Here is a 21,699-nt window from a genome sequence, read left to right as displayed (position 1 = left end):
GACGTGCAGGGCAAAGGTCGCCGTCTGGGCTCGTACACTGCGTCGCCACCGCATGCCTCCGGAGTCAGAAGCCCCCCGTCGCAGGGACGATCGCCAACCGACGCCGTGGCGCGTCGAGGGCGCGCCCGAGGAGAAGAAGCAGGGACCGATGGGCATGCCGCGTCCGCCCGGAGGCCGGCGCTTCATCTACTTCGTCGTCGCGCTGCTGGCGCTGAACTTCCTGTTTGCGTCGCTGGTGCCGCAGTCGACCGACCGCGCCGAGGTCCCGTACTCGCAGTTCCTCAGCGAGGTCGACAAGAACAACGTCAAGGAGGTCTTCGCCAAGGGAGACAGCCTCCAGGGCGAGTTCAAGAACAAGGTCAAGCCGCAGGACTCCAAGGACGACGCGGAGGTCAAGTTCACCACCTTCCGCCCGGCGTTCGCCCCGGCCGACGACACGCTGCTCAACCAGCTGCGCGAGAAGGGCGTCATCGTCTCGGCCAAGGCACTGGACAGCGGGCGCTCGATCTGGGCCGACCTGTTGCTGTTCTTCGGGCCGACGCTGTTGTTGGTGGGGTTGTTCGTCTTCCTGGCGCGCCGCGCGGCTGGCGGGGGCGCGGCCGGCCTCGGCGGTCTGGGCCGCTCGCGCGCCAAGCGCTACGACGCGGCCACCGGAACGCGGACGACGTTCGCCGACGTCGCCGGCATCGATGAGGCCGAAGACGAGCTCGAGGAGGTCGTGGACTTCCTCAAGAACCCGGACAAGTACCGGTCGCTCGGCGCGATGATCCCCAAGGGCGTGTTGTTGAGCGGCCAGCCCGGCACGGGCAAGACGCTGCTGGCGCGCGCGGTCGCGGGCGAGGCCAACGTCCCGTTCTTCTCGATCAGCGCGAGCGAGTTCATCGAGATGGTCGTCGGCGTGGGCGCGTCCCGCGTCCGCGATCTGTTCACGCAGGCCAAGACCGCGGCGCCGTCGATCATCTTCATCGACGAGCTCGACGCGATCGGCCGCCAACGCGGTGGCGGCGCGTCGCTCGGCGGGCACGACGAGCGCGAGCAGACGCTCAACCAGATCCTCACCGAGATGGACGGCTTCGACGGGTCCGAGGGCGTCATCGTGCTGGCGTCCACCAACCGACCTGATGTCCTTGACTCGGCGCTGCTGCGCCCGGGCCGCTTCGACCGTCGCGTGACGGTCAACCCGCCCGACGTCGAAGGCCGCGAGAAGATCCTGCAGGTCCACACGCGATCGGTGCCGCTGGCCGACGACGTCGACCTGAAGGGCATCGCGGCGACGGCGCCGGGCATGGTCGGCGCCGACCTGCGCAACCTCGTCAACGAGGCCGCGCTGCTGGCCGCCAAGAGCGGACACAAGCAGGTTGAGTCGGCCGACTTCTACAACGCCTTCGAGAAGATCGTGCTCGGCACCGAGCGGCGCATCACGCTGTCGCACGAGGAGCGCGAGCGCACCGCCTACCACGAGGGCGGCCATGCGTTGTTGGGGATGTTGGAGCCTGGGGCCGACCCGGTGCGCAAGGTCTCGATCGTCCCGCGCGGCCGCGCGCTGGGCGTGACCTTCCAGTCCCCGGAGAGCGACCGCTACGGCTACGACACCGCGTACCTGCTGGGCCGCATCGTCGGCGCCCTGGGCGGCCGCGCCGCCGAGGAGATCGTGTATGGGTCGGTCACGACCGGCGCCGAATCCGATCTACAGCAGGTGACCTCGATCGCGCGCTCGATGGTCGGCCGCTGGGGCATGTCTGACCAGATCGGGCTGGTCACGGTCATCACCGACGAGCCGCAGTACCCCGGCGCCGGCCCCGCCTCCGAGGCGACCCGCGAGCTGATCGACCAAGAGGTCCGCCGCATCGTCGAGGAGTGCTACAGCCGCGCGGTCACGCAGCTGCGCGAGAACCGCGAGCGCCTCGACGGCCTTGCCCGAGAGCTGCTGGTGCGCGAGACGCTCGACGAAGGCGCGGCCTACCGGGCCGCCGGCTTCGAGCGCGGCTCCGCCCCCGGCGACCGCCCGCCCCACGGGATGCTCAAAGAGCCGTCCGTGACGCCGCAGCTGGACCAGCTCGCGGCGCCCGAGCGGCCCGCGTCCAGCAGCGAGTAGCGAGGACGGCGAAGGCCCCCGAAGGGCCCTTCGCCGGAAGAGCCGCAACTTCCGCGGGCCGTTGCCCGTTCTCCTTGGTGACGGCCCGCGGGGCGCAAAGCAGGTCCTCCCGATGAAGTCGCCCCGGGGCCGTCCTCTCTCTCGCCATGTGCTTCAAGAACGTCCTCGTGGGGGCGGCGCTCGTCGTCGCCCTGATCGCCCCTGCCTCCAAGGCGCAGGCTTCGGCGCGTGCGCCGCTGTACTTCGACGCCGGCAGTGCCGCGGTGCGCGACGACACGCGCGCGGCGACGCTGGCGCGGCTCGATGGGCTCGGCGTTCGCGCGCTGCGCGTGTCGCTGGTGTGGGCGGCGGTCGCGCCGTCGTCCTCCAGTCCCGCGCGGCCGGCGTTCGACGCGAGCGATCCCAATGCCTATGACTGGGGTGGGTACGGGCGGCTGATCGACGCGGCCCACGCGCGTGGGTGGCGGGTGCTGGTCACCTTCACCGCACCCGTCCCGCGCTGGGCGACCGCCGTGCACGCCGACCAGGTGACGCGCCCGAGCGCTCTGGAGTTCAGGATGTTCACGACCGCTGCGGGACGCCGCTTCGGCGACGCGGTCTCGGCGTGGGGGCTGTGGAACGAGCCCAACCACCCGCGGTTCCTGCGGCCGCAGTACGTCAAGGGCAAGCTCACCGCGCCGGTGCTCTACCGCGCGCTGCACCTGGCGGGCGTGCGCGGGCTGGAAGCTGCGGGCCAGGCGACCGACGTCTTCCTCGGCGGCGAGACCGCGCCCGGCGGCGACCGCCGCACGTCCGTCCCGCCATTGCAGTTCCTGCGCGGCGTCTTCTGCAAAGGCTGCGCGCGTCTGCGGATCGACGGCTGGGCGCACCACCCCTACGCCAATCGCAAGGGCCCCTACTACGTGCCGCCCGACCGCGACAACGTGACGATCGGCGTCCTCTCGCGACTGGAGCGCGCGCTCGACGCCGCCGGCCGCCGCTCGACGCCGGTCTGGATCACCGAGTACGGCGTGCAGTCCTCGCCGGACACCACGCTCGGCGTGCCGCTCGCCCAGCAGGCCGAGTACCGGTCGCTGTCCGAGCGCCTGCTGCGCGCCGACCCGCGCGTCGCGGCGTTGTCGCAGTACCTGCTCGTCGACGACGTCGCGCTGTCGGGGTTTCAGTCCGGACTGCTCACCAGCTCCGGACGCGCCAAGCCGGCGCTCGACGAGTTCCGCCTGCCGTTGTCCGCGCGTCGCTCCGGATCGTCGGTCTTGTTGTGGGGTTTGGTCCGTCTGGCGACCACCGCGACGCGCGTCGAAGTGCTCGTCCGGGACCGGACGGCGGCGCGTTCGAGCGTCGTCACGACCCGCCCGACGGACGCCGTCGGCGCCTGGACGGCGCGCCTCGGATACCGAGCGGGACGCACGTTCCGGGTGCGTTGGACAGCTTCGGACGGGGCCACGTACGTCGGGCCCCCTGTCCGGGTGTACGGATAGCCCCAAGGCAGGACACGAGCCCACACCCCCGAAAGGGAGCATCCGATGCGGTTTGATCTGCGTAACCCGACGTGAGATCACCCGTTCCACGGGTACAACCCCCACCGCAGCGATATGCCCACCGAAATTCCGACCATGTACGCCTCCGAAGTTCGCCAGCACCTGATGCTCCTCGGTGAGGAGCGGGTCCTCGCGCACGAGGCCGGGCTGGATCACGACCGGGCGTACATGGCCGACCTCGACGACGAGATCGCCACGTACCGGTCGGCCTACATGGGCGCGGTCGTCACCGAGATCGCGATGCTGCGCGCGCGCATCGACGGTCCGCTCGTCGGCTAGGTCGCCGGTCCGTCAGGGACCGGACTGCCCGACCTGGGCGAAGGTCTTGGTGCCTTGTACGTGGTTGTTGCCAGAATCTGGTGTGTGCGTGGGTCGACGCTGTCCTTCGGGGTGCTCGCCGTAACCGCTGCTTTGGCAGCGCCGTCGACGTACGCCGCGACGGCTTCCGGCCCGTCCTGCAAGGGCGCAGACGTTCCCGCGACCGCCCAGAGCGTGGCCGCCACGCGCAGCGCGATCGCCTGCCTGGTCGACGCCGCGCGCGTCGAGCGCAAGCTGCCTGCGCTGAAGAGCAACGCGCGCTTGCAGACCGCCGCGCAGCGGTTCGCGCGGTCGCTCGACCCGGCCAAGCCGCTGACACACGCCGGCCCGGACGGGTCCACCCCGCTCTCGCGGATCCAGGACGCCGGCTACGCGCGCGGCGGGGCGGGGTTCAGCGCGGCGGAGACGCTGGGACGGTCGAAGGGCTCGCTGGCGACCCCGAGCACGCGCGTGCGCAAGTGGCTGGCCGCCGCGGCGACGCGCAAGCTGCTGCTCAGCGCGAAGTACCGCGACGTCGGGGTCGGCGTCGTGACGACGGGCGACACCGCGACCTTCGTGGTCGAGGTGGCTAGCCCGGTGTCGGCGGGCTCGGGCTCGTCGCGCTCGTCGCGGTAGCCCGCAGCGCGAGCGCCAGCTCAAAGCGCGCGTCCGGATCATCCAGGCGCTCCTCGAAGAGCTCGCGCAGCTGGGCCATCCGGTAGCGGACGGTCTGCGGGTGCACGTGCAGGCGCTCGGCGACGCGCGTCACCTGACCGGGCTCGTCGAGCCAGGCGCGCAGCGTCTCCAGGAGACGCTCGCGGGCGCCGTCGCCGAGGTCGTCGAGCGGCTGCAGGGCGCGGGCCGCGAGGTCGGCGGCCAGCGCGCCGTCGCCGTGGAGCAACAGGTCCGGGAGATGCTCGTCGGTGAGCAGCGGCGCTGGCTGGGCGGGCAGGATCCCGCGCTCCTGTAGACCGAAGGCGGCCTGGGCGCGGTGCAGCGACGTGGCGGCGCGCTCGAGCGGGACGGTCGGACCGAGCGCGGCAGGCGCCGCGGCGTCGAGCGCGTTGCGCAGCTCGGCGGCGCGACCGGGCGCGTCGGGGTCCGGGAGGAAGGCGAGCGCGAGGCCCTGCTCGGCGACCGCGATCGCCTCGCCGCCCAGGCGCGACGCGAAGCGATCGGCGTCCTCGGCGCGGGTGACGAGCGCGGCGACGGTCTGCGGGCGCGGCCAGACGGCGAGCTGGGCGAGGTCGCGGACTTCCTCAGCGCCGGCGTCGTCGCGGGCGAGCAGGCGGACGAGCGCGCGCCGCTTGCGCTGTCGGTCGGCGAGCGTGACCGACTGCTCCTGCGCGTAGCCGTCGACCGACTCGGCGGAGAGGCGGTCGATGTAGGAGAAGATCGCGGAGGCCAGGCGGTAGAGCGTCGCGGGGTCAAAACCGGCGCGCTGGCCGGCCTCGACGCAGCGCTCCCAGGCGATCCGCGCGCCGAGGCGATAGGCGGAGAGCAGCGCGTCCAGCGAGCGGCCGGCGCGCATCTCGCCGCGGCCGAGCTCGACGTAGACCTCGCGGCGCGGGTCGCTCTCCGCGGCGGCCTGCGGATCGACGAGCGCGTCGACGAAGCGGCCCAGCGCGCGCTCGACGCCAAACCGCAGCCCCTGGCCGAACGGGCCTTCGAGCGGTCGCGCGTACTCGGAGACCTCGCGGCCGATCGCGGCGATGATCTCCTCGGCCAGCGCCGGCAGCCCGGGCCGCAGCGCGTCGGCGAGCTCTGAGGGGAGGGGCTCCTCCATTTGTCACGAGGCTACAGATCTTGCGCCGACATCCTGTGGCACATGCATGTATGGCGGGGCCGAGTTGAGGGATAGCCTTGAGATCGCCATGAGCCGAGCCCAGCGCTACACCAACCTCGCGGCGGTGATCCTGCCGCTCATCGCCTTCGTCGTCGCGATCGCGTTGCTGTGGAACTCGTGGGTGCGGTGGACTGACCTGGTGCTGTTGGCCGTGTTGTACGTGTTGACCGGCTTCGGGATCACGATCGGCTTCCACCGGATGCTCACCCACCGGTCGTTTCAGACCTCGCCGCTCGTGGAGCGGACGTTCGCCGTGCTGGGGTCGATGGCCGTGCAGGGCTCGGTGATCCAGTGGGTCAGCGACCACCGCAAGCACCACGCGCACACCGACGAGGAGGGCGATCCGCATTCGCCGCACGCCGGCTTCGCGGGCGGCGGCGTCCGCGGCACGCTGCGCGGGCTCTTCCACGCGCACGTCGGCTGGATCCTGACCGAGGAGGGCGGCGCGAACCGCGCGAAGTACGCCAAGGACTTGGTCGAGGACCGCGGCATGAGGCGGATCAGCGACAACTTCCACTGGCTGGTGCTGCTGTCGCTCGGCCTCCCCACGTTGTTGGGGTTCTTGATCTCCGGCGGCTCCTGGAAGGGCGCGGTGACGGGCCTGCTCTGGGGCGGCTTCGTGCGGATCTTCCTGCTGCACCACGTCACGTGGTCGATCAACTCGATCTGCCACTTCGTCGGCACGCGTCGCTTCGCCGTCGACGACCACTCCACCAACGTCTTCTGGCTCGCCCTGCCCTCCTTCGGCGAGGCCTGGCACCACAACCACCACACCTTCCCGCGCTCGGCCGAGCACGGCCTGGCGCGCTGGGAGCGCCTGATGGACCCGTCGGCCGCGCTGATCCGGGTGATGGAGAAGGCCGGGTTGGTGTGGAACGTGGTCCGGATCACGCCGGAGCGGCAGGCGGAGAAGCTGGCGGCGCGCGATCCCCAGCCGGTCGCCTGACCGCCCGGGGTAGGCGATCGCCACCAGGGCTCAAGCCCGCGCGTGGGCGCGCCGATCCGCGACCATGCCCTCCCCCGCCGACGACGCCTCGGCTCACGCCGAGGCCTTGGAGCTGGCCGCCGCGGGCCAGGACGACGCCGCTCGCGCGCTCCTGGCCGACGCGGTCCGACGTCAGCTCGACCCGGAGGCCATCAACGACCTCGCCGTACTCGCGCACCGTTGCGGGGACGCCACCGAGGCGGTCGCGCTGCTGGAGGCGCTGACGCACCTGGCGCCCGATCACACCGCCGCGCGCGAGAACCTCGAGAGCCTCCGCGAGATCCCGGCGCCCTGGCCGCCGCGGCTGGACCGGATCGCCGCCGACGGCGCCGTCGCCGCGCTGATCGAGGACCACGCCGAGCTCGACCCACTGCGCCCGGGCTGGATGCAGCGGCTGGAGTTCGAGCGGCAGCTGAGCGTGGTCCACCGCGACGACGAGCAGTGGCTCGTGCCCGGCTACTGCGCGACCTGCTCCACCCACCAGCTGTTTCGCTGCGACTGGGTCTCCACCTGGGGCGGAACGCCGAACTTCCGTGAGCGCCTGCACTGCCCGCGCTGCCACCTCAACAGCCGCCAGCGCCTGGTCACGCAGCTGGTCAAGGCCATGGGACAGCCGCCCTACTACGTCTACGAGCTGGTGACGACGTTCTACCAGTGGGCCGCCACGACCTTGCCCCAGGTCACCGGCAGCGAGTACCTCGGCCACGACGTCCCGGGCGGCAGCGTGATCAACGGCCTGCGCCACGAGGACGCGCTCGAGCTGTCCTTCGCGGACGACAGCTTCGGGACGATCGTCTCCTGCGACGTCTTCGAGCACGTCGCCGACATCGACCGCGCGCTCCAGGAGTGCGCCCGCGTCCTGCGCCCCGGCGGCACGCTCATCCTCTCGGTGCCGTTCGACCCCGACAGCCAGACGGTCCAGCGGGTCGAGCTGCGCGATGGCGAGCCGGTGCACCTTCTGGAGCCCGTCTACCACGGCAACCCGCTCGATCAGGAGAAGGGCTCGCTGACCTTCTACGACCACGGCTGGGACCTCGTCGACCGTATGCGCAGCGCCGGCTTCTCGCGCGCGGGCGTCGTGGCGGCGTGGAGCCAGTACCACGGTTACCTCGGCCGCGGGATGCAGTTCGTGCTCGTCGCGCAACGCTGAGCGAGCGGTCGGAAAAGATGTGAGCCGGACGCGCTAAGATCCTGGAGACCGTTGCAAACGCAATGGTTTTGTGGACAAAGGATCTTGTCGTGACTTCCCTCCTTCTCATCCCACTCGACGACACCGTCGTCTTCCCGACCATGGACGTGACGCTGCCGGTGGATGCCGCCGGCGAGGATCGCGTCCTGCTCGTCCCGCGGCACGAGGGCGAGTACGCGTCCGTCGGCACGATCGCCACGGTCGCTCAGAACGTGCGCCTGCCCGGTGGCGGGCGCGGCGCGATGCTTGAGGGCATCAGCCGCGGCGTCGCGGGCGCGGCGCACACCGATCACGCCGGCCGTCTGCGGGTCGAGGTCGAGGAGCGCGTCGACAACGTGCCGGTCGACGGTCGCACCCGCGAGCTGGAGCGCGAGTACCGCGCGACGGTCGAGGAGATCCTCGAGCTGCGCGGCGACGACGGGCGCATCGCGTCCTGGGTCCGCGCGATCACCGAGCCCGGCGCCCTGGCCGACACGTCCGGCTACGCCCCCGACCTGACCTTCGAGCAGAAGGTCCAGCTGCTGGAGAAGGTCGACGTCACCGAGCGGCTGGAGCTGGCGCTCGGCTACCAGCGCGAGCGGCTCGCCGAGCTGCAGGTCCGCGCCAAGATCCGCGAGGACGTCGAGTCCGGCGCGGCCAAGCAGCAGCGCGAGTACGTCCTGCGCAAGCAGATGGAGTCGATCCGCCGCGAGCTCGGCGAGGATGACGGCTCGGTCGTGGACGAGTACCGCACCAAGATCGAAGCCGCCAACATGCCCGACGAGGTCCGCGAGCAGGCCGAGCGCGAGCTCGCCCGCCTGGAGCGCTCCGGCGAGCAGTCCGGCGAGGCCCAGACGATCCGCACCTACCTCGACGTCCTGATCGACGTCCCGTGGGGCAAGCGCTCTGAGGACAAGCTCGACCCGACCGCGACCCGCGAGACGCTCGACGCCGACCACGCCGGCCTCAACGACGTCAAGGACCGCATCGTCGAGTACGTCGCCGTCAAGAAGCTGCGCGAGGAGCGCGGCATCTCCGCCGACAAGCGCAGCGGCGCGATCCTGACCCTGATCGGCCCGCCCGGCACCGGCAAGACCTCGATTGGCGAGTCGATCGCCCGCGCCATGGGCCGCGAGTTCGTGCGCATGTCGCTCGGCGGCGTCCGCGACGAGGCCGAGATCCGCGGCCACCGCCGGACCTACATCGGCGCGCTCCCCGGCCGTCTGGTCCGGGCGCTGAAGGACGCCGGCACGATGAACCCGGTGATCCTCCTCGACGAGGTCGACAAGGTCGGCGCCGACTGGCGCGGCGACCCGTCGGCGGCGTTGTTGGAGGTCTTGGACCCCGCCCAGAACTCCACCTTCCGCGACCACTACCTGGACGTGGAGCTGGACCTGTCGGAGGTCGTCTTCATCGCCACGGCCAACCAGGCCGAGACGATCCCGGGCCCGCTGCTGGACCGCATGGAGGTCATCCGCTTCGACGGCTACACGGTCGAGGAGAAGGTCGCCATCGCGCGCGACTACCTCTTCGCCCGCCAGCGGGAGCGCAACGGCCTGCACGCCGAGGAGGTCGTCGCCCCCGACGGCATCCTGCGCACGGTGATCGCCGAGTACACCCGCGAGGCCGGCGTCCGCCAGCTCGAGCGCGAGCTCGGCAAGGTGCTGCGCAAGACGGCCACCAAGATCGCGACCGACCCGTCGATCGCGCCGGTCGAGATCGACCTCGACGCCGTCCGCGACGCGCTCGGTCGCCAGAAGGTGTTCCACGAGGCGGCGCAGCGCACGGCGGTACCGGGCGTGGCAACCGGGCTCTCCGTGACCGGCACCGGCGGCGACGTCCTCTTTATCGAGGCCAACGCCACCAAGTCGTCCAAGCCCGGCCTGCAGCTGACCGGCCAGCTCGGCGACGTCATGAAGGAGTCGGCGCGGATCGCGCTCACGTTCGTCCGCGCGCACGCCGAGGAGCTCGGGATCGACCCGGACATCTTCGAGCGTCGCGAGTTCCACATGCACGTCCCGGCCGGCGCGATCCCGAAGGACGGGCCGTCCGCGGGCATCACGATGACGACGGCGCTGGCGTCGCTGCTGACCGACCGTCCCGTCAAGCACACGGTCGGCATGACCGGCGAGGTCACGCTGCAGGGCCGCGTGCTCCCGATCGGCGGGCTCAAGCAGAAGGTGTTGGCCGCGCACGCGGCGGGCCTGACCGACGTCATCCTGCCCGAGCGCAACCGCGGCGACCTCGACGACGTGCCGCAGGACGTCCGCGACGCGATGACGTTCCACCCGGTGATGACCGTCACCGAGGTGCTGGAGCTGGCCCTGGAGCCGGCCCCCAAGAAGGCCGGTTCGCTGGCCTGATACGCCGGATAGCGCATAGAGTCGGCGGCGTGGACCGACCCCGCGACCACGCCGCTGGCTCTCGCGCGCTCCCGTTGGCGATCGCCGGCCTGCTGGCGGTCGTCGTCGCGGACCTCGTCACCGGCGGCACGGCGCTCACGGTCCTCGCCGTCACGATCCTCGCGGGGGTCGCCCTCGTCCTGGCCCGCGCGCAGCGGGTGCTGGCCGGCGCCGCCCGCGCCGCGAATGCCGAGCGCGACGCCGAGCGCGTCGCCCGCCACCGCTTCGAGCTGCTCGCGCGCGTTGCCGACCTGCTGGAGGCGCCGCTGGACTCCGACGAGATGCTCCAGCGCCTCAGCGGCCTGTTCGTCCCCGAGCTGGGCGATGTCGTGGTCGTCGACCTGCTTCAGGACGGTGGCACGCTGCGCGAAGCGGTCACCGCCGCGGTCGACGGCGAGATCGCCGACGACCTCCGCCGGCTGCGCGAAGAGCACCCGATCTCGGCCGACTCCAACCACCCGGTGGCGATCGCACTGCGCACCGGCGAGCCGCACGTGCTCCAGGACCTCCCGACCGAGGTCCACACCTACGCCGACTCCGCCGAGCACGTCGACCACGTCGTCGGCTTCGACTATCAGGCCGTGTTGTCGGTGCCCTTGATCGGGCGGCGCGCGTCGTTTGGGGCGATCTCGTTCGTCCGCCGCGCCGGCCGCGACCCGTTCACGCCCGACGAGATCACGCTCGGCCGGATCATCGGCGCCCGCGCGTCGCTGGCGCTCGACAACGTGCGGCTGATCTCCGAGCTGCGCGGGACCGAGGGACGGCTGGAGGCGATCGTCGAGAACCTCGGCGAGGCGGTCGCGGCGATCGCGCCCGACGGGACGCTGCGCTTCGCCAACGCGGCCGCTGCGGAGTTCGCGGGCTACGCGAGCGCCGACGCGCTGGTCGCCGACGGCGGCGGTGCCGCGCTGCTGGCGCGGTGGCGCGCGTTCGACGAGGCCGGCGCACCGGTCAGGCCCGAGGACTACCTGGTCGTGCGAGCGCTGGCCGGCGAGCGCCCTGAGCCCCGGATCCAACATGTCGTCGAACGCGACACCGGGCGCGACCGCTGGCTGATGACCCGCGCCGCGCCGGTCTTCGACGAGGACGGCGCCGTTGACTTCGTGGTCTGGGTCGGCGAGGACATGACCTTGGTCAAGCGCCAGGAGATGCGCGAGCGCCTGCTGTCCAACGCGAGCAAGTTGTTGGGGTCCTCGCTGGACGTGGACGCGACGATCGACAAGGCCGCGTGGGCGGTCGTGCCGGAGCTGGCCGACTACGCGCGCGTGGATCTCCTAGACGAGCGCGGCGCGCTGGTGCAGATGGCGGTCGCGCACCGCGACTTCGAGAAGGCCGAGCTACTGCGCGAGTGGCGGCGGGATTTCCCGCCGTCGCCGTCTGACGACCGCGGCCCTGCCGAGGTCCTGCGCTCGGGACGGCCGATCGTGTGGGCGAGCGTGAGCGAGGACGACGTCACGCGCTACGCGCAGGCGCCGCGCCACGCCGAGCTGATGCGGTTGATCGACACGCGCTCGCTGGTGATCGTCCCGATGATCGTCGGCGATGAGCTGATCGGGACGATGCAGCTGGCGACGACCGGCGAGTCGGGACGGATGCTCAGCGCGAGCGACCTGGAGGTGGCCGAGGAGCTCGCCGAGCGCGCGGCGATCGCGGTCGAGCACGCACGGCTGCACGCGGCGCGCACGCACGTGGCGACGACGCTGCAGCGGTCGCTGCTGCCGCCGCGGCTGCCCGTGATCCCAGGGCTAGCGATCGCCGCGCGCTTCCGCGCGGCGGGCACCGCGAGCGAGGTCGGCGGCGACTTCTACGACCTGTTCGAAGGCCGCGACCGCTGGATGGTGCTGATGGGCGACGTGACCGGCAAGGGGCCGGGCGCGGCGGCGATCACGTCGCTGGCGCGGTACACGATGCGGACGGTCGCCCAGTACGAGGACGACCCGACGATCATGTTGGAGCGGTTGAACGCAACGCTCGGCAGCGACCCGGAGCGGCGGCAGATCTGCACGGCGGTGTGCGTGGAGGTGCGACCGCGCGGCGAGGACGGCGGCGACGGCGCGCGGCTGCGGATCGTCTGCGCCGGCCATCCGTCGCCGCTGCTGGTCCACGGCGACGGCAGCGGCGTGACGGCGGTCGGGCGGCCCGGGACGTTGTTGGGGGCCTTCCCCGAGGGTCGCTGGATCGTGACCGACGTCGAACTGGCGCCCGGCGACTCGCTGGTCCTCTACACCGACGGCGTGACCGACACGCGCGGAGCGGACGGACAGCGGTTCGGCTCTGACCGCCTCGAGGAGACGCTGCGCGCAATCGGCCCGGGGCCGGCGGAGGACATCGCCGGCGGGATCGACGCGGCGCTGCGGGCTTTCGGCGAGCAGCGCGACGACGTGGCGGTGCTGGTCCTCAACGGGACGGCGTCCGACGACCCGCAGACGGTGGTCGTCGGGTCCGCGCCTGAACCGCGCGCGGCGTAGTTCGGCCCCGACTTGATGGCGATCGATACGAAGTCGTCCGGAGGGTGCGGCATATTCGCGCCCGCAGCCCTTGACCCGCCGGGCGTTCCGGCGTGGCATGACCGCTGCAGGAGGGTCATGGACCGCTCGCTCCCCATCTACGCCAGCACCGCCAGCCGCCGCGGACGCGGTCGTGGGTGGTCATCGCGCCGGCGCCGCCGCTGGATGCGCGTGCTGCGACCGGGCGCGGTGGCGCTCGTGCTGGCGATCGTGGCACTGCTGGCCGCGACGGCCGAGCGGGCGCTGGGCTAGACCGAAGACCGGTCCTCAATCGTCCGAATCGTCAACCGTGTTGGTCGCGACGTACTCGACAAGCGGGCCTCGCTTCGGGCCATCCGGATCGATGGTGATGTACCCCTTCTTCCTCAGACGGGTCAGGCGGTTGCGCGCGGTCGCAACATCGCACTCGAGGTAGTTGCGAACGTCCTCGTTGGCGATCCTGCGGTGCCGCTTCAGATGCCGCAGCAGTTTCGCGTCGTCGATGTCGATCGTTCCGGTCCGGTATTGCAGTGCTGGCCGCAAGGCCGCAGCGGTCGCGACGCTGAGTCGATATGAGGGACGACGACGACTGGCCGTCGATCTCGTCGGATCGATCAGTCCAGCGGTGTGCATCCGCCGAAGGACGTCATCCGCAAAATCCACGTCCCGCTGAATGACCGGAGCCACGATCGCTGCGGTCACCGAGGACCTAGTTCTCAAGATCGACAACGTGAGCAGCACATCGAGATCGCCGGAGAGTCTCGGCTCGGGGAAATCATCACTGCGCAGGAACCGTGCAAAAGCCCTATCGCCTCGCCCGCCTGGTACGACGACCGTGAAGCGAGGGCCGACCTCGATTCTGGGCGGCTCCTTCCCGGCCGCGGCAAGCGCTCGATACACGCGGTCAAAACCCATGCCCGCACCCTCAGCTATGCGCAAGCGGGTGATCTCCCTGGACAGGACCCTATTCCGCTGAGCGCTCTCCCTGAGGAGACGATCCGCGTGAAGTGTCGGCAGCAGGTCCCCTGGACTCGCGACGAGGAGGGCATCAGGAGAGTGGGCCACTTCGATCATGCCCGGCTGCTCCCAATCACGATGCGCAAACGCGTTCGCCACGAGCTCTCGCACGACGTCAGGCTCAAAGTCGACGAGCCGTACTTCTGCGGCTCCGACTCGAAAGGCATCGGCCTGGGCGACGCCCGCGAGACGAGCGAGTATGTCGTCGATCAAAAGAACCAGCGAGCGACGACGAGCATCGTCTCGACGCAGGAGCACCGTACCTTCGCTGCCTGGGCTTAGGGCGGTGGTCACGAGCGCGCCCCAGTCCAGCACGAGTCCGGTCAACGCACGTTCGCTGCCATAGAGCAGAACTCCGGCTCGCGTCACTCGACCCTGATCGAGAAGCTCGCAAGAGCGAAGAAACTGCTCTCGATCCTCTTCGGCCTGGCGAGCCAGCTCATCGTGCCCAGCATCGCGGAGACGGTCAGCAGCTGCTGCCAACGCAGCAGCGGAAAGCGCATCAGGTCCGAACTCCGATCGCTCCCCGCTCCAGTCGTACACCCCCCGGGCCGCAGAGATCGAACGCATCGTGTCAGGACCGATCGGCTCACACCGATCTTCCACACGCCATTTGTATGCCCCGCCTGTCGTGGCGTGCACGACGGCACCAACTGGCACGTCCACGAGCAACAGCCTCTTACCGTCGACTGCCCGCTCCTGAACGACGACCGTCAGCGGCGGCGACGTCCCGTCATAGACCGCAAGCCGAACACCTTCTGGGGTGTACGCAGATGGGACACCCTGAATTGCAGCCTCCCGTGTCGGAGCCTTGTCCTTGACCCCGAGAATGATCACACCGCCTTGCGCATTGGCGAGACAGCTGGCGGTCTCGGCGACCATGGCCAAGAACTCCTTGCGTGCCTTGCCGAGATTGCGCTTCGCTCGAACTTCAGGCGGCAGCGCGGTGTCAGGGGTCTCCTTGAAGTCGAGCCGCTGCAACTCTCTCTTTGAAGCTTCCCAATCGTCCCCGATCTCGCGGAGCACGACCTCCGCGAAGGCAATCACACTGCCGTACGTATGATCGAGAAATGATAGCTGTGCTTTTTGCACGCGTATCATACTAACGAGCAAAACCTCGACAACGTCAAGGTGACTCGGGCGCGGCTAGACCGTCGCGGGCTCGCGCGGGGGCGGTGCCGGCGCGACGGGCTCGGCCGCGCGCTCGGGGCGTCCGGCGGCCAGCCAGGACCAGAGCAGCGCGTTCCACGTCAGCGCGACCGAGGAGACGTGGAGCCAGACGGTCCAGGCCGGGTAGTCGAGGATGTGGTACTGCAACGTGCCGATCGCGCCGGTGATCGCGACCAGGACGCAGACCGCGGTAAGCGGCCAGAGCAGGGCGCGGGCGCCGCGCAGGCGGGCGAAGAGCCAGAGGGCGACGGCGGCGATGCCGAAGACCATCGCGACCCGCGCGTGCCAGGTGATGATGTCGTTGAACGTGTCGTCGCCGAAGAGCGTGAGGCGCGAGACGGTGTCGTCGGTGCCTTCGCCGCCGGCGTAAGGGCCGGAGGCGGTGACCGCGGTCCCGATGAACACGACCGCGCCGCCGAAAACCGTGAGCGCGCGAACCAGCCCGACGAGCAGCGGGTCATGCGACGGCGTCTCGGACTGCGCGCGGCGCTCGCGGACCACGCGCCAGACCAGCAGCGACGCGATCACCAACGTGACCATCGACAGCAGGAAGTGCGACATCACCGTGAACGGGTTCAGGCCGGTCATGACCGTGATCCCGCCGAGCACCGCCTGGATCGCGACGCCCGCGACCAGCAGCGCGCCGAGGACCGTGAAGTCCTTGCGGTACGGGCGGCGCAGGAGCGCGAAGACGAGGCAGAGGACCGCGGCGATCGAGACCGGCGTCGTGACCATGCGGTTGCCGAACTCGATGTAGGCGTGGCCGTCGGACGGCGTCACCGACGTGCCGTTGCAGCGCGGCCACTCCGGGCAGCCCAGGCCGCTGCCGGTCAGCCGCACCGCGGCGCCGCTGATGATGATGAGCGTGAACAGCACCAGCGCCGCCCACGCGGCGTAAGCGTGGACACGCGGGGAGACGGGCCACCGCTCGCGTAGGCGATCCAGCCGGGACATCCGCCGCTGATGATGCCAACTCCGGCCAGGCCGAGGCGTGTCAGAGCGCACGCAGCGCAACGGCCAGTGCCGCCGCGGTCTCGTCCCAGGCGTCGGCGACGTGCTCCATCCCGGCGCGCACGCGGTCGCCGCGCTCGTGCCAATCGTCGATCAGGTGCTCGGCAGCGTCGGCGGCGGCGAGCGGGCTGGCGGCGAGGATCGCGGTGTCCTCGCCGAGCGCGGCGCGGGCGGCGGGGTCGTCGGGCACGATCACCGGCTGGCCGCAGGCAAGCATCGCCAGCGCCGCGGGCCGCCAGCCGCGCACGGGCGGCGCGAGCGCGACGGCCGCTGAGGCGAACGCGTGCGTGAGCGCCTCCGGCCCAGGCTCGATGCCCAGGAACGGGAACGGCAGCTCGAGGTCGGCGCGAACGCCGCTGACCGCGAAGCTCAGGTCCTCGCGCCGCCGCGCCAGCTCCGCGGCCGCGAGCAGCCCGAACGGCTCCTCGCCGTGGACGAGCACCAGGTCCTCGCGCCGGTGCACGGGCTTGGGGACGTAGGCCGCGTCCGCGCCGCCGGGCAGCGCGCCTCCGAGCCAGACCGGCGCGAAGGTGGGAACGTCGGTCGTCCAGCCGAGCTGCGCGAGCGGCGGCGGATCGGCGGTGACGAGCACCGCGCGCGCCCGGACGCCGGGCGCGGCGAGCACCGCGGGCGCGGCGGTCCACCCGGCGGCGAGGACGACGTCGGCGGCGAGGGGGCCGGACGGAAGAGCGGCGGGCGGCGGCACATCGCCGGCGGCCGTCGCTTCCCCCTCGGACGCGCGGGCGATGCGCAGCGCGCCGCCGTCGGTCAGCTCGGCCTGCGGCGTCGGCGGGCGGTCCAGGAGCTCGTCGAGGTCGTCCTCGGTGAGGATCGTCAGCGCGACGTCGTGGTCGGCGAGCGCGGCGAGCAGCTCGGGCGGGAGGCCGGCGTCGCGGGGAGACGCGTGGCCGGGGCCGAGGACGAGGGTCGCGGTACGGCGGCCGTCGGCAGCCGGCGGCCGGGGCGCGAGCGGCGCGGGTCCGTCGCGCAGGATGGCGCCGAGGGCGAAGGGGACGGGCGCCATCAGGAGCCGGCGGGCGCGGCGGCGGCGTTCTGGGTGTGGTTGATCGCGGCGCGTAAGCCGACCTCGACCTGGGCGGCGGCGTGGTCCCAGGTGCGCTGCGCGCGAAGGGCGTCCCCTCCGCGGGCGCGGACAGCGCGCAGCGCGGGGTCGCCGAGCAGGTGCTCCAGCGCGTCGGCGATCGCGATCGGGTCCAGCGGCGCGAAGTCGACGGGGCCGTCGCGCCCGAAGGCCTTCACCACGCTCGGCGCGTCCAGCTCCACGCACGGCAGCCCGCAGGCGAGCATCTCTTGAGCCACGAGCGAGTAGTTGGTCATCGACAGCACCAGCCCGACCGTCGCCTCGGCGTAGATCGCGGGCAGCCCGGCCTCCGGCACGACGCCGAGGTTGCGATGCGGGAAGTCGACGCCGGGCGGACCGCCGTGGCCGAACAGCCACGCCTCGACGGACGGGCGACGGCGGTGCAGCTCGGCCAGCGCCGCCAAGGCGACCGGCACGCCGCGGCGCGGCGTCGAGGAGCGCGCGTAGGCCACCACGACGTCATCGCGGCGCGTGACCGACGGATCCGGGCGGTAGCGCGCGCCGTCGATCCCGAGGTCGAAGGAGGTCGCCGGCAACCCGTACACCTCGCCCATCGTGTCCGCCAGCCACTGGCCCGCGGTGATGGGGTAAAGACCATGCCTATAAGAATCCTCAGCCCACGCGCGCTGGGCGCTCGTGCCGAAGAACTCCGGCTCGTGGTCCTGCACCAGGTACGCCCGGCCCGCCGCCGGGAGCGTCCGGGCGCGCGCGACGGTCTGCCAACCGGTCGCGAACACGACGTCGGCACCGGTGAAGCCCTCAAAGCCGTAGCGGACGCTCGCGTCGAACGGCCCGAACCACTCGCGGAAGTTGCGCTCGGCCGCCTCCGCGCCGCCCGCCACGCGCGCGCTCGGGTCCTCGATCCAGATCGAGCACGTGTGGCCGCGCGCCTCCAGCGCCCGCACGAGGTTGGAGATCGTCATGTGCCCGCCGCTGCCGCGCGGGAAGAACGGGACGACGAACGCCAGCGACAGCTTGGCCGACGCGGCCGGCGCCGGCCGCAAAGCCCCAGCCGGCGTGCGCCACAGCGCGGCAAGCGCACCCGCCTCGATGTACTCGTCGTTGATGGACGGCCCGGCGAGCCGACGCTTGATCTTGGTCTTGATCCCGAGGCCCATGGATCGCAGCGCAGCGTAACGTATGACTTGCGATGTCCTTCGGCGCGCACACGCTCCGCTCGACCCGCGCCGCCTGCATCGCGCAGGTCCTCGGCGTCATGGCCGTCGACGTCCCGCTGGACGAGGAGGAGCAGCGCGCCTACCTCGCGGAGCGCGGCGTCGGGCTCGTGCCCGTCGGCAGCCCGGAGAGCTTTGCCTGGCCGGGGAGCTGGATCGCGCTGCGGCCCGAACGCGTCAGCGGCGAGCCGCGCGCGGTCGTGATGTTCGGCGTTCCGTCGGGCCCGATCTGGGACCCGGCCGAAACGACCGACGCGATCCTCGCCGGGTTCGTCGTCGCGCCGAGCGAGATCGCCACGTGGTCACCACCGCCGCGCGCCGAGGCAGTGGACGTGGGGACGGTCCAGGAGATCCTGATCGCGCCGGACACCACCGCGCCCGTGCGCAGCGTGCCCGAGGCAGAAGCGACGACCGTCGGGCTGCGCGGGGACCGCTACGAGGTGGGCCGCGGGACGTTTGCCTCCGGCCGCCCCGGCTCGGCGCTGACGCTCGTCGACGCCGCCGTCCTGGAGGCCCTCCCCCGCCCGATCGACCACCGCCGCAACGTCGTCGTGCGCGGAACGGACCTCAACGCGCTCGTCGGCGTGACGTTCACGCTCGGCGGCGCGACCTGTCGCGGCCGCCGCCTCTGCGAGCCCTGCGCGCACCTCGACCGCCTCAACGGCGGCGGCATCCTGCGCCCGCTCGTGCACCGCGGCGGCTTGCGCGCGGACGTCGTCGCGCCCGGCGTCGTCCGCGTCGGCGATGCGCTCACGCCCCAGCCCCTTTAGGCTTCCCCGCCGATGCCCTTCGAGGTTCTGCCGACCAAGCTCGACGGCCCCAAGCTGCTGCAGCCCAAGGCCTTCGGCGACGACCGTGGCTTCTTCGTGGAGTCCTACCGCCGCAGCGACATGATGGCGTTGGGCATCCAGGAGGAGATGGTCCAAGACAACCACTCGCGCAGTTCGCGCGGCGTGGTCCGCGGCCTGCACTTCACGGTCGGCCGCGGCGCGGGCAAGCTCGTGCGCTGCGCGCGCGGCGCGATCCACGACGTCCTGGTGGACATCCGCCGCGGCTCGCCGACCTACGGCCAGGCCGAGGGCTACGACCTCGACGACGACAACTTCCGGATCCTCTACTGCCCGCCCGGCTTCGCGCACGGCTTCTGCGTGGTCAGCGACCTCGCCGACGTCGTCTACAAGCTCGACGCCTACTACGACCCGGCGACCGAGCGCGAGATCTCCTACAACGACCCGGCGCTCGGCATCACCTGGCCGGTCCCGGCGGACGAGCTGCAGGTCTCCCAGCGCGACCTCGACGCGCCGCTTCTGGCCGACGTCGCCGACGGCCTGCCGTTCACCTACGCCAAGTCCTAGCGGAGGCGCAGGTCGGCGAGCACGACGCGTGGCGGCGAACCATCGGCGGTCGCCTGGACGTCAGGGCCCGCCGTCAGGACCAGGTTGACGTAGTTGATCCCGCGCTTGAGGCGCAGCGGCAGCGGATCGGTGCTCTCGTCGCCCACCAGGACCGCCGTCGTCCCGGCCTCGGTCTCCGCGGAGAGCGAGAACGTCCCTTGCGTCCGGGTCGACGCGCGGAACGCCAACTCCGCCTCCCGCTCGCTCGGCGACACGACCGTCACCGTCCCGGTGAGGGCGCCGGTCGCCTGCAGCGGGTAGGTCGCCCCGTCGAGATCGATCTTGGTGACCTTGGTCCCCCCGTTCGTGTACCCCTCCGGCCCACCGAGCGTGGCGATCATCGGGCGCCCGGTGACCACCGTCGCCAGCGTCGGCAGCGGCGAGAACGCTTTCTCCAGCTTCTCGAAGGTGTTCGGCTTGAAGGTCCGCAGGCCGTCGTAGTAGCCCGTGAAGCTGATGGCCACACCCACGAGCACGCTCCAGGCGGCGAGCACCAGCCCACCGCGTCGCCACCAGGCCGCGCGCCGTCGCGTCGACGCATCGACCACCAGCGCCGCCCACCCCAGCGTCGCCGCGATGATCAAGTACGGCAGGAAGTCCAGCTCGTAACGCTCGGTGTAGCCCGGCACGCCGATCGACACCGGGACGAACGCCAGCACCGCGGTCGCCATCAGCGCCACCACGACCCGCAAGACCGGGCGCTCCGCGACGTCGCGCTCGTCGCGTTCGCCGCCGCTCGCGTTAGCCCGGCGGCGCCGCCACCACACGCGCGCCAGGAACGCCACGCTCAGCAGCGCAAACGGCACCGCCCACAGAACGCTCCCGGTCTCTTCCTGGCCGTAGTCGGACGACACCGAGAACGGCGCGCGAGGCTCCACAGGCAGGTGCACGTAGGGGAAGTCGAGCATCAGCCGCACGGGGCCGACCAAGTACCCCCACAACGCGGGCGGCAGGTTCGCCAAGCTGTTGAAGGGGATCTCACGGACGTCGCGTCCCGTCGTCTGCCACTTGTTGCCGAAGTCCAACGGCCCGGAGAAGCGCGCCATGTTGTAGACCATGAACAAGAGCCCCGCAGCTATTGGGATGCCCACGACCAGCGGCGCGAGCGTGCGCAGCGCCCGCGGTCGCAGGACCCAGCCGAGGCCTGTAAGGCCGAGCACGACGAAGCCCATCGACGGCCGGGACAGCACCGCCAACCCGAACAGCACGCCGACCCACGCCAGCCGCCCGCGGCGGGGCTCCTCCTGCTCGCGCAGCAGCTCGCGGACGAGCAGCAGCAGACCGGCCATCATGAAGAAGAACGCGGCGCTGATGGCGACCTCGTAGACGATCGCGCGCCGCAGGATCCACGGTGCGGACGAGGCCAGGGCCAGCGCGACGGTCCCCGCCCATAGGACCGCCCGCGGCGCGGATGGCACCACCCGCCTCAGCAGCAGCCGCAGCGTCGCGCCGGCCATCAGGACGCCGAAGAAGAGGTACAGGACGACCGCGAGGTTCTCGCGCAGCTCCAGCCCGAGCAGGCGCGGCGGCAGGAAGGTCGTCACGGCCGGGGCGGGGCCCCACGACATGTAGTAGCGCCCGTTGTAGAACGAGCCGTCAGGCAGCCCCTTCACGGTCCTCGGGACGTCGACGAGATACGGATTGGCCGCCGACTTCAGCTTCGGGTCGATCGGCACGTCCAACCACAACCGCCCGTGCAGGAACGCGTCGGCCTGGAGGTTGTAGTAGTCGGATCCCCCAGAGCTGAAGTTGTACTGGTTGACCTTGTTGAAGGGGTCGCCGGCCGAGGAAGCCGTCCAGGCGTAGAACGCCAGCAGCAGGAGAACCGCTACGGCGACGACGACGCCCGGCCACGTCAGCCGGGACTCGCGCTGTGCGGCGGCGGAGGTTCGCTCAGATGCTCCCAGTGCCGTCCCCATCGGCGCGGCAGGGTAGACCTGTTCGCGCGGCATGGGAACACGGGCCCTTGACGATCCGGCGACACCCTGCCGCCTGGCACCACCAGGGTGTCGC

At 71.5% G+C, this 21,699-nt stretch carries 17 protein-coding genes; 11 read left to right on the top strand and 6 right to left on the bottom strand.

Translation table 11 applies throughout. The features are described 5' to 3' along the window. The first annotated feature begins 148 nt into the window (after positions 1 to 148). The 4 genes from ftsH to ACT01A_RS18200 all read left to right on the top strand — a co-directional run bounded on the left by ftsH (position 149) and on the right by ACT01A_RS18200 (position 4,566). Positions 149 to 2,095, top strand: a complete 1,947-nt coding sequence (gene ftsH / locus ACT01A_RS18215; protein WP_445148512.1) for an ATP-dependent zinc metalloprotease FtsH — start codon at positions 149 to 151, stop codon at positions 2,093 to 2,095. Positions 2,096 to 2,241: 146 nt separating this feature from the next. After that, positions 2,242 to 3,573, top strand: a complete 1,332-nt coding sequence (locus ACT01A_RS18210; protein WP_445148511.1) for a hypothetical protein — start codon at positions 2,242 to 2,244, stop codon at positions 3,571 to 3,573. A 135-nt stretch (positions 3,574 to 3,708) separates the two neighbouring features. Next, positions 3,709 to 3,912 carry a hypothetical protein gene (locus ACT01A_RS18205; protein WP_445148510.1) on the top strand — a complete coding sequence of 68 codons (204 nt, stop codon included), beginning with the start codon at positions 3,709 to 3,711 and terminating at the stop codon, positions 3,910 to 3,912. Between the two features lie 84 nt (positions 3,913 to 3,996). Beyond that, on the top strand, positions 3,997 to 4,566 hold the full coding sequence (locus ACT01A_RS18200; protein WP_445148509.1) for a CAP domain-containing protein: 570 nt from the start codon (positions 3,997 to 3,999) through the stop codon (positions 4,564 to 4,566). Here the strand turns inward: ACT01A_RS18200 and ACT01A_RS18195 are convergent. Beyond that, on the bottom strand, positions 4,520 to 5,716 hold the full coding sequence (locus tag ACT01A_RS18195; protein WP_445148508.1) for a PucR family transcriptional regulator: 1,197 nt from the start codon (positions 5,714 to 5,716) through the stop codon (positions 4,520 to 4,522). The two genes, ACT01A_RS18200 and ACT01A_RS18195, sit on opposite strands and share 47 nt — an antisense overlap. Before the next feature lie 88 nt (positions 5,717 to 5,804). Between ACT01A_RS18195 and ACT01A_RS18190 the strand changes: the two genes are divergently transcribed. From ACT01A_RS18190 to ACT01A_RS18170, 5 genes are all read left to right on the top strand, one after another. Then, positions 5,805 to 6,722 carry an acyl-CoA desaturase gene (locus ACT01A_RS18190; RefSeq protein ID WP_445148507.1) on the top strand — a complete coding sequence of 306 codons (918 nt, stop codon included), beginning with the start codon at positions 5,805 to 5,807 and terminating at the stop codon, positions 6,720 to 6,722. A gap of 64 nt (positions 6,723 to 6,786) precedes the next feature. Further along, the gene (locus tag ACT01A_RS18185; RefSeq protein WP_445148506.1) at positions 6,787 to 7,911 is read left to right on the top strand and encodes a methyltransferase domain-containing protein; all 1,125 of its coding nucleotides are present in this window, start codon (positions 6,787 to 6,789) and stop codon (positions 7,909 to 7,911) included. Positions 7,912 to 8,000: 89 nt separating this feature from the next. Beyond that, positions 8,001 to 10,292: an endopeptidase La gene (gene lon, locus ACT01A_RS18180; protein ID WP_445148505.1), complete on the top strand. Its 2,292-nt coding sequence runs from the start codon at positions 8,001 to 8,003 to the stop codon at positions 10,290 to 10,292. A gap of 29 nt (positions 10,293 to 10,321) precedes the next feature. Next, a complete protein-coding gene (locus ACT01A_RS18175) occupies positions 10,322 to 12,799 on the top strand; it encodes a SpoIIE family protein phosphatase (protein WP_445148504.1) in 2,478 nt (825 codons plus the stop codon). Between the two features lie 117 nt (positions 12,800 to 12,916). Then, positions 12,917 to 13,090, top strand: a complete 174-nt coding sequence (locus tag ACT01A_RS18170; protein WP_445148503.1) for a hypothetical protein — start codon at positions 12,917 to 12,919, stop codon at positions 13,088 to 13,090. Between the two features lie 15 nt (positions 13,091 to 13,105). Here ACT01A_RS18170 and ACT01A_RS18165 read toward each other — a convergent pair whose 3' ends face one another. The 4 genes from ACT01A_RS18165 to ACT01A_RS18150 are packed head-to-tail and all read right to left on the bottom strand — an operon-like array spanning position 13,106 to position 18,235. Then, complete coding sequence (locus ACT01A_RS18165) at positions 13,106 to 14,935, bottom strand: RNA-binding domain-containing protein (RefSeq protein ID WP_445148502.1); 1,830 nt, start codon at positions 14,933 to 14,935, stop codon at positions 13,106 to 13,108. A 45-nt stretch (positions 14,936 to 14,980) separates the two neighbouring features. Continuing rightward, entirely contained in the window at positions 14,981 to 15,958 is a 978-nt protein-coding gene (locus ACT01A_RS18160; RefSeq protein ID WP_445148501.1) for a COX15/CtaA family protein, read from the bottom strand. 40 nt (positions 15,959 to 15,998) lie between these two features. Then, positions 15,999 to 17,039 carry a hypothetical protein gene (locus ACT01A_RS18155; protein WP_445148500.1) on the bottom strand — a complete coding sequence of 347 codons (1,041 nt, stop codon included), beginning with the start codon at positions 17,037 to 17,039 and terminating at the stop codon, positions 15,999 to 16,001. Then, the gene (locus ACT01A_RS18150) at positions 17,039 to 18,235 is read right to left on the bottom strand and encodes a glycosyltransferase family 4 protein (RefSeq protein WP_445148499.1); all 1,197 of its coding nucleotides are present in this window, start codon (positions 18,233 to 18,235) and stop codon (positions 17,039 to 17,041) included. The genes ACT01A_RS18155 and ACT01A_RS18150 overlap by 1 nt, the downstream gene beginning before the upstream one ends. Before the next feature lie 32 nt (positions 18,236 to 18,267). Here ACT01A_RS18150 and ACT01A_RS18145 point away from each other — a divergent pair, with 32 nt between their 5' ends. Both ACT01A_RS18145 and rfbC read left to right on the top strand, forming a co-directional pair. Further along, a complete protein-coding gene (locus tag ACT01A_RS18145) occupies positions 18,268 to 19,062 on the top strand; it encodes an MOSC domain-containing protein (protein ID WP_445148498.1) in 795 nt (264 codons plus the stop codon). Between the two features lie 12 nt (positions 19,063 to 19,074). Then, complete coding sequence (gene rfbC / locus ACT01A_RS18140; RefSeq protein WP_445148497.1) at positions 19,075 to 19,647, top strand: dTDP-4-dehydrorhamnose 3,5-epimerase; 573 nt, start codon at positions 19,075 to 19,077, stop codon at positions 19,645 to 19,647. Here the strand turns inward: rfbC and ACT01A_RS18135 are convergent. Further along, positions 19,644 to 21,605 (bottom strand): hypothetical protein, encoded by a 1,962-nt coding sequence (locus tag ACT01A_RS18135; protein ID WP_445148496.1) that lies wholly within the window; start codon positions 21,603 to 21,605, stop codon positions 19,644 to 19,646. The two genes, rfbC and ACT01A_RS18135, sit on opposite strands and share 4 nt — an antisense overlap. Positions 21,606 to 21,699 lie beyond the last annotated feature (94 nt).

Source organism: Baekduia sp. Peel2402 (assembly GCF_052567285.1).
Note: the sequence above shows the minus strand (reverse complement) of the source record. Positions and strands in the feature narration are given on the sequence as shown.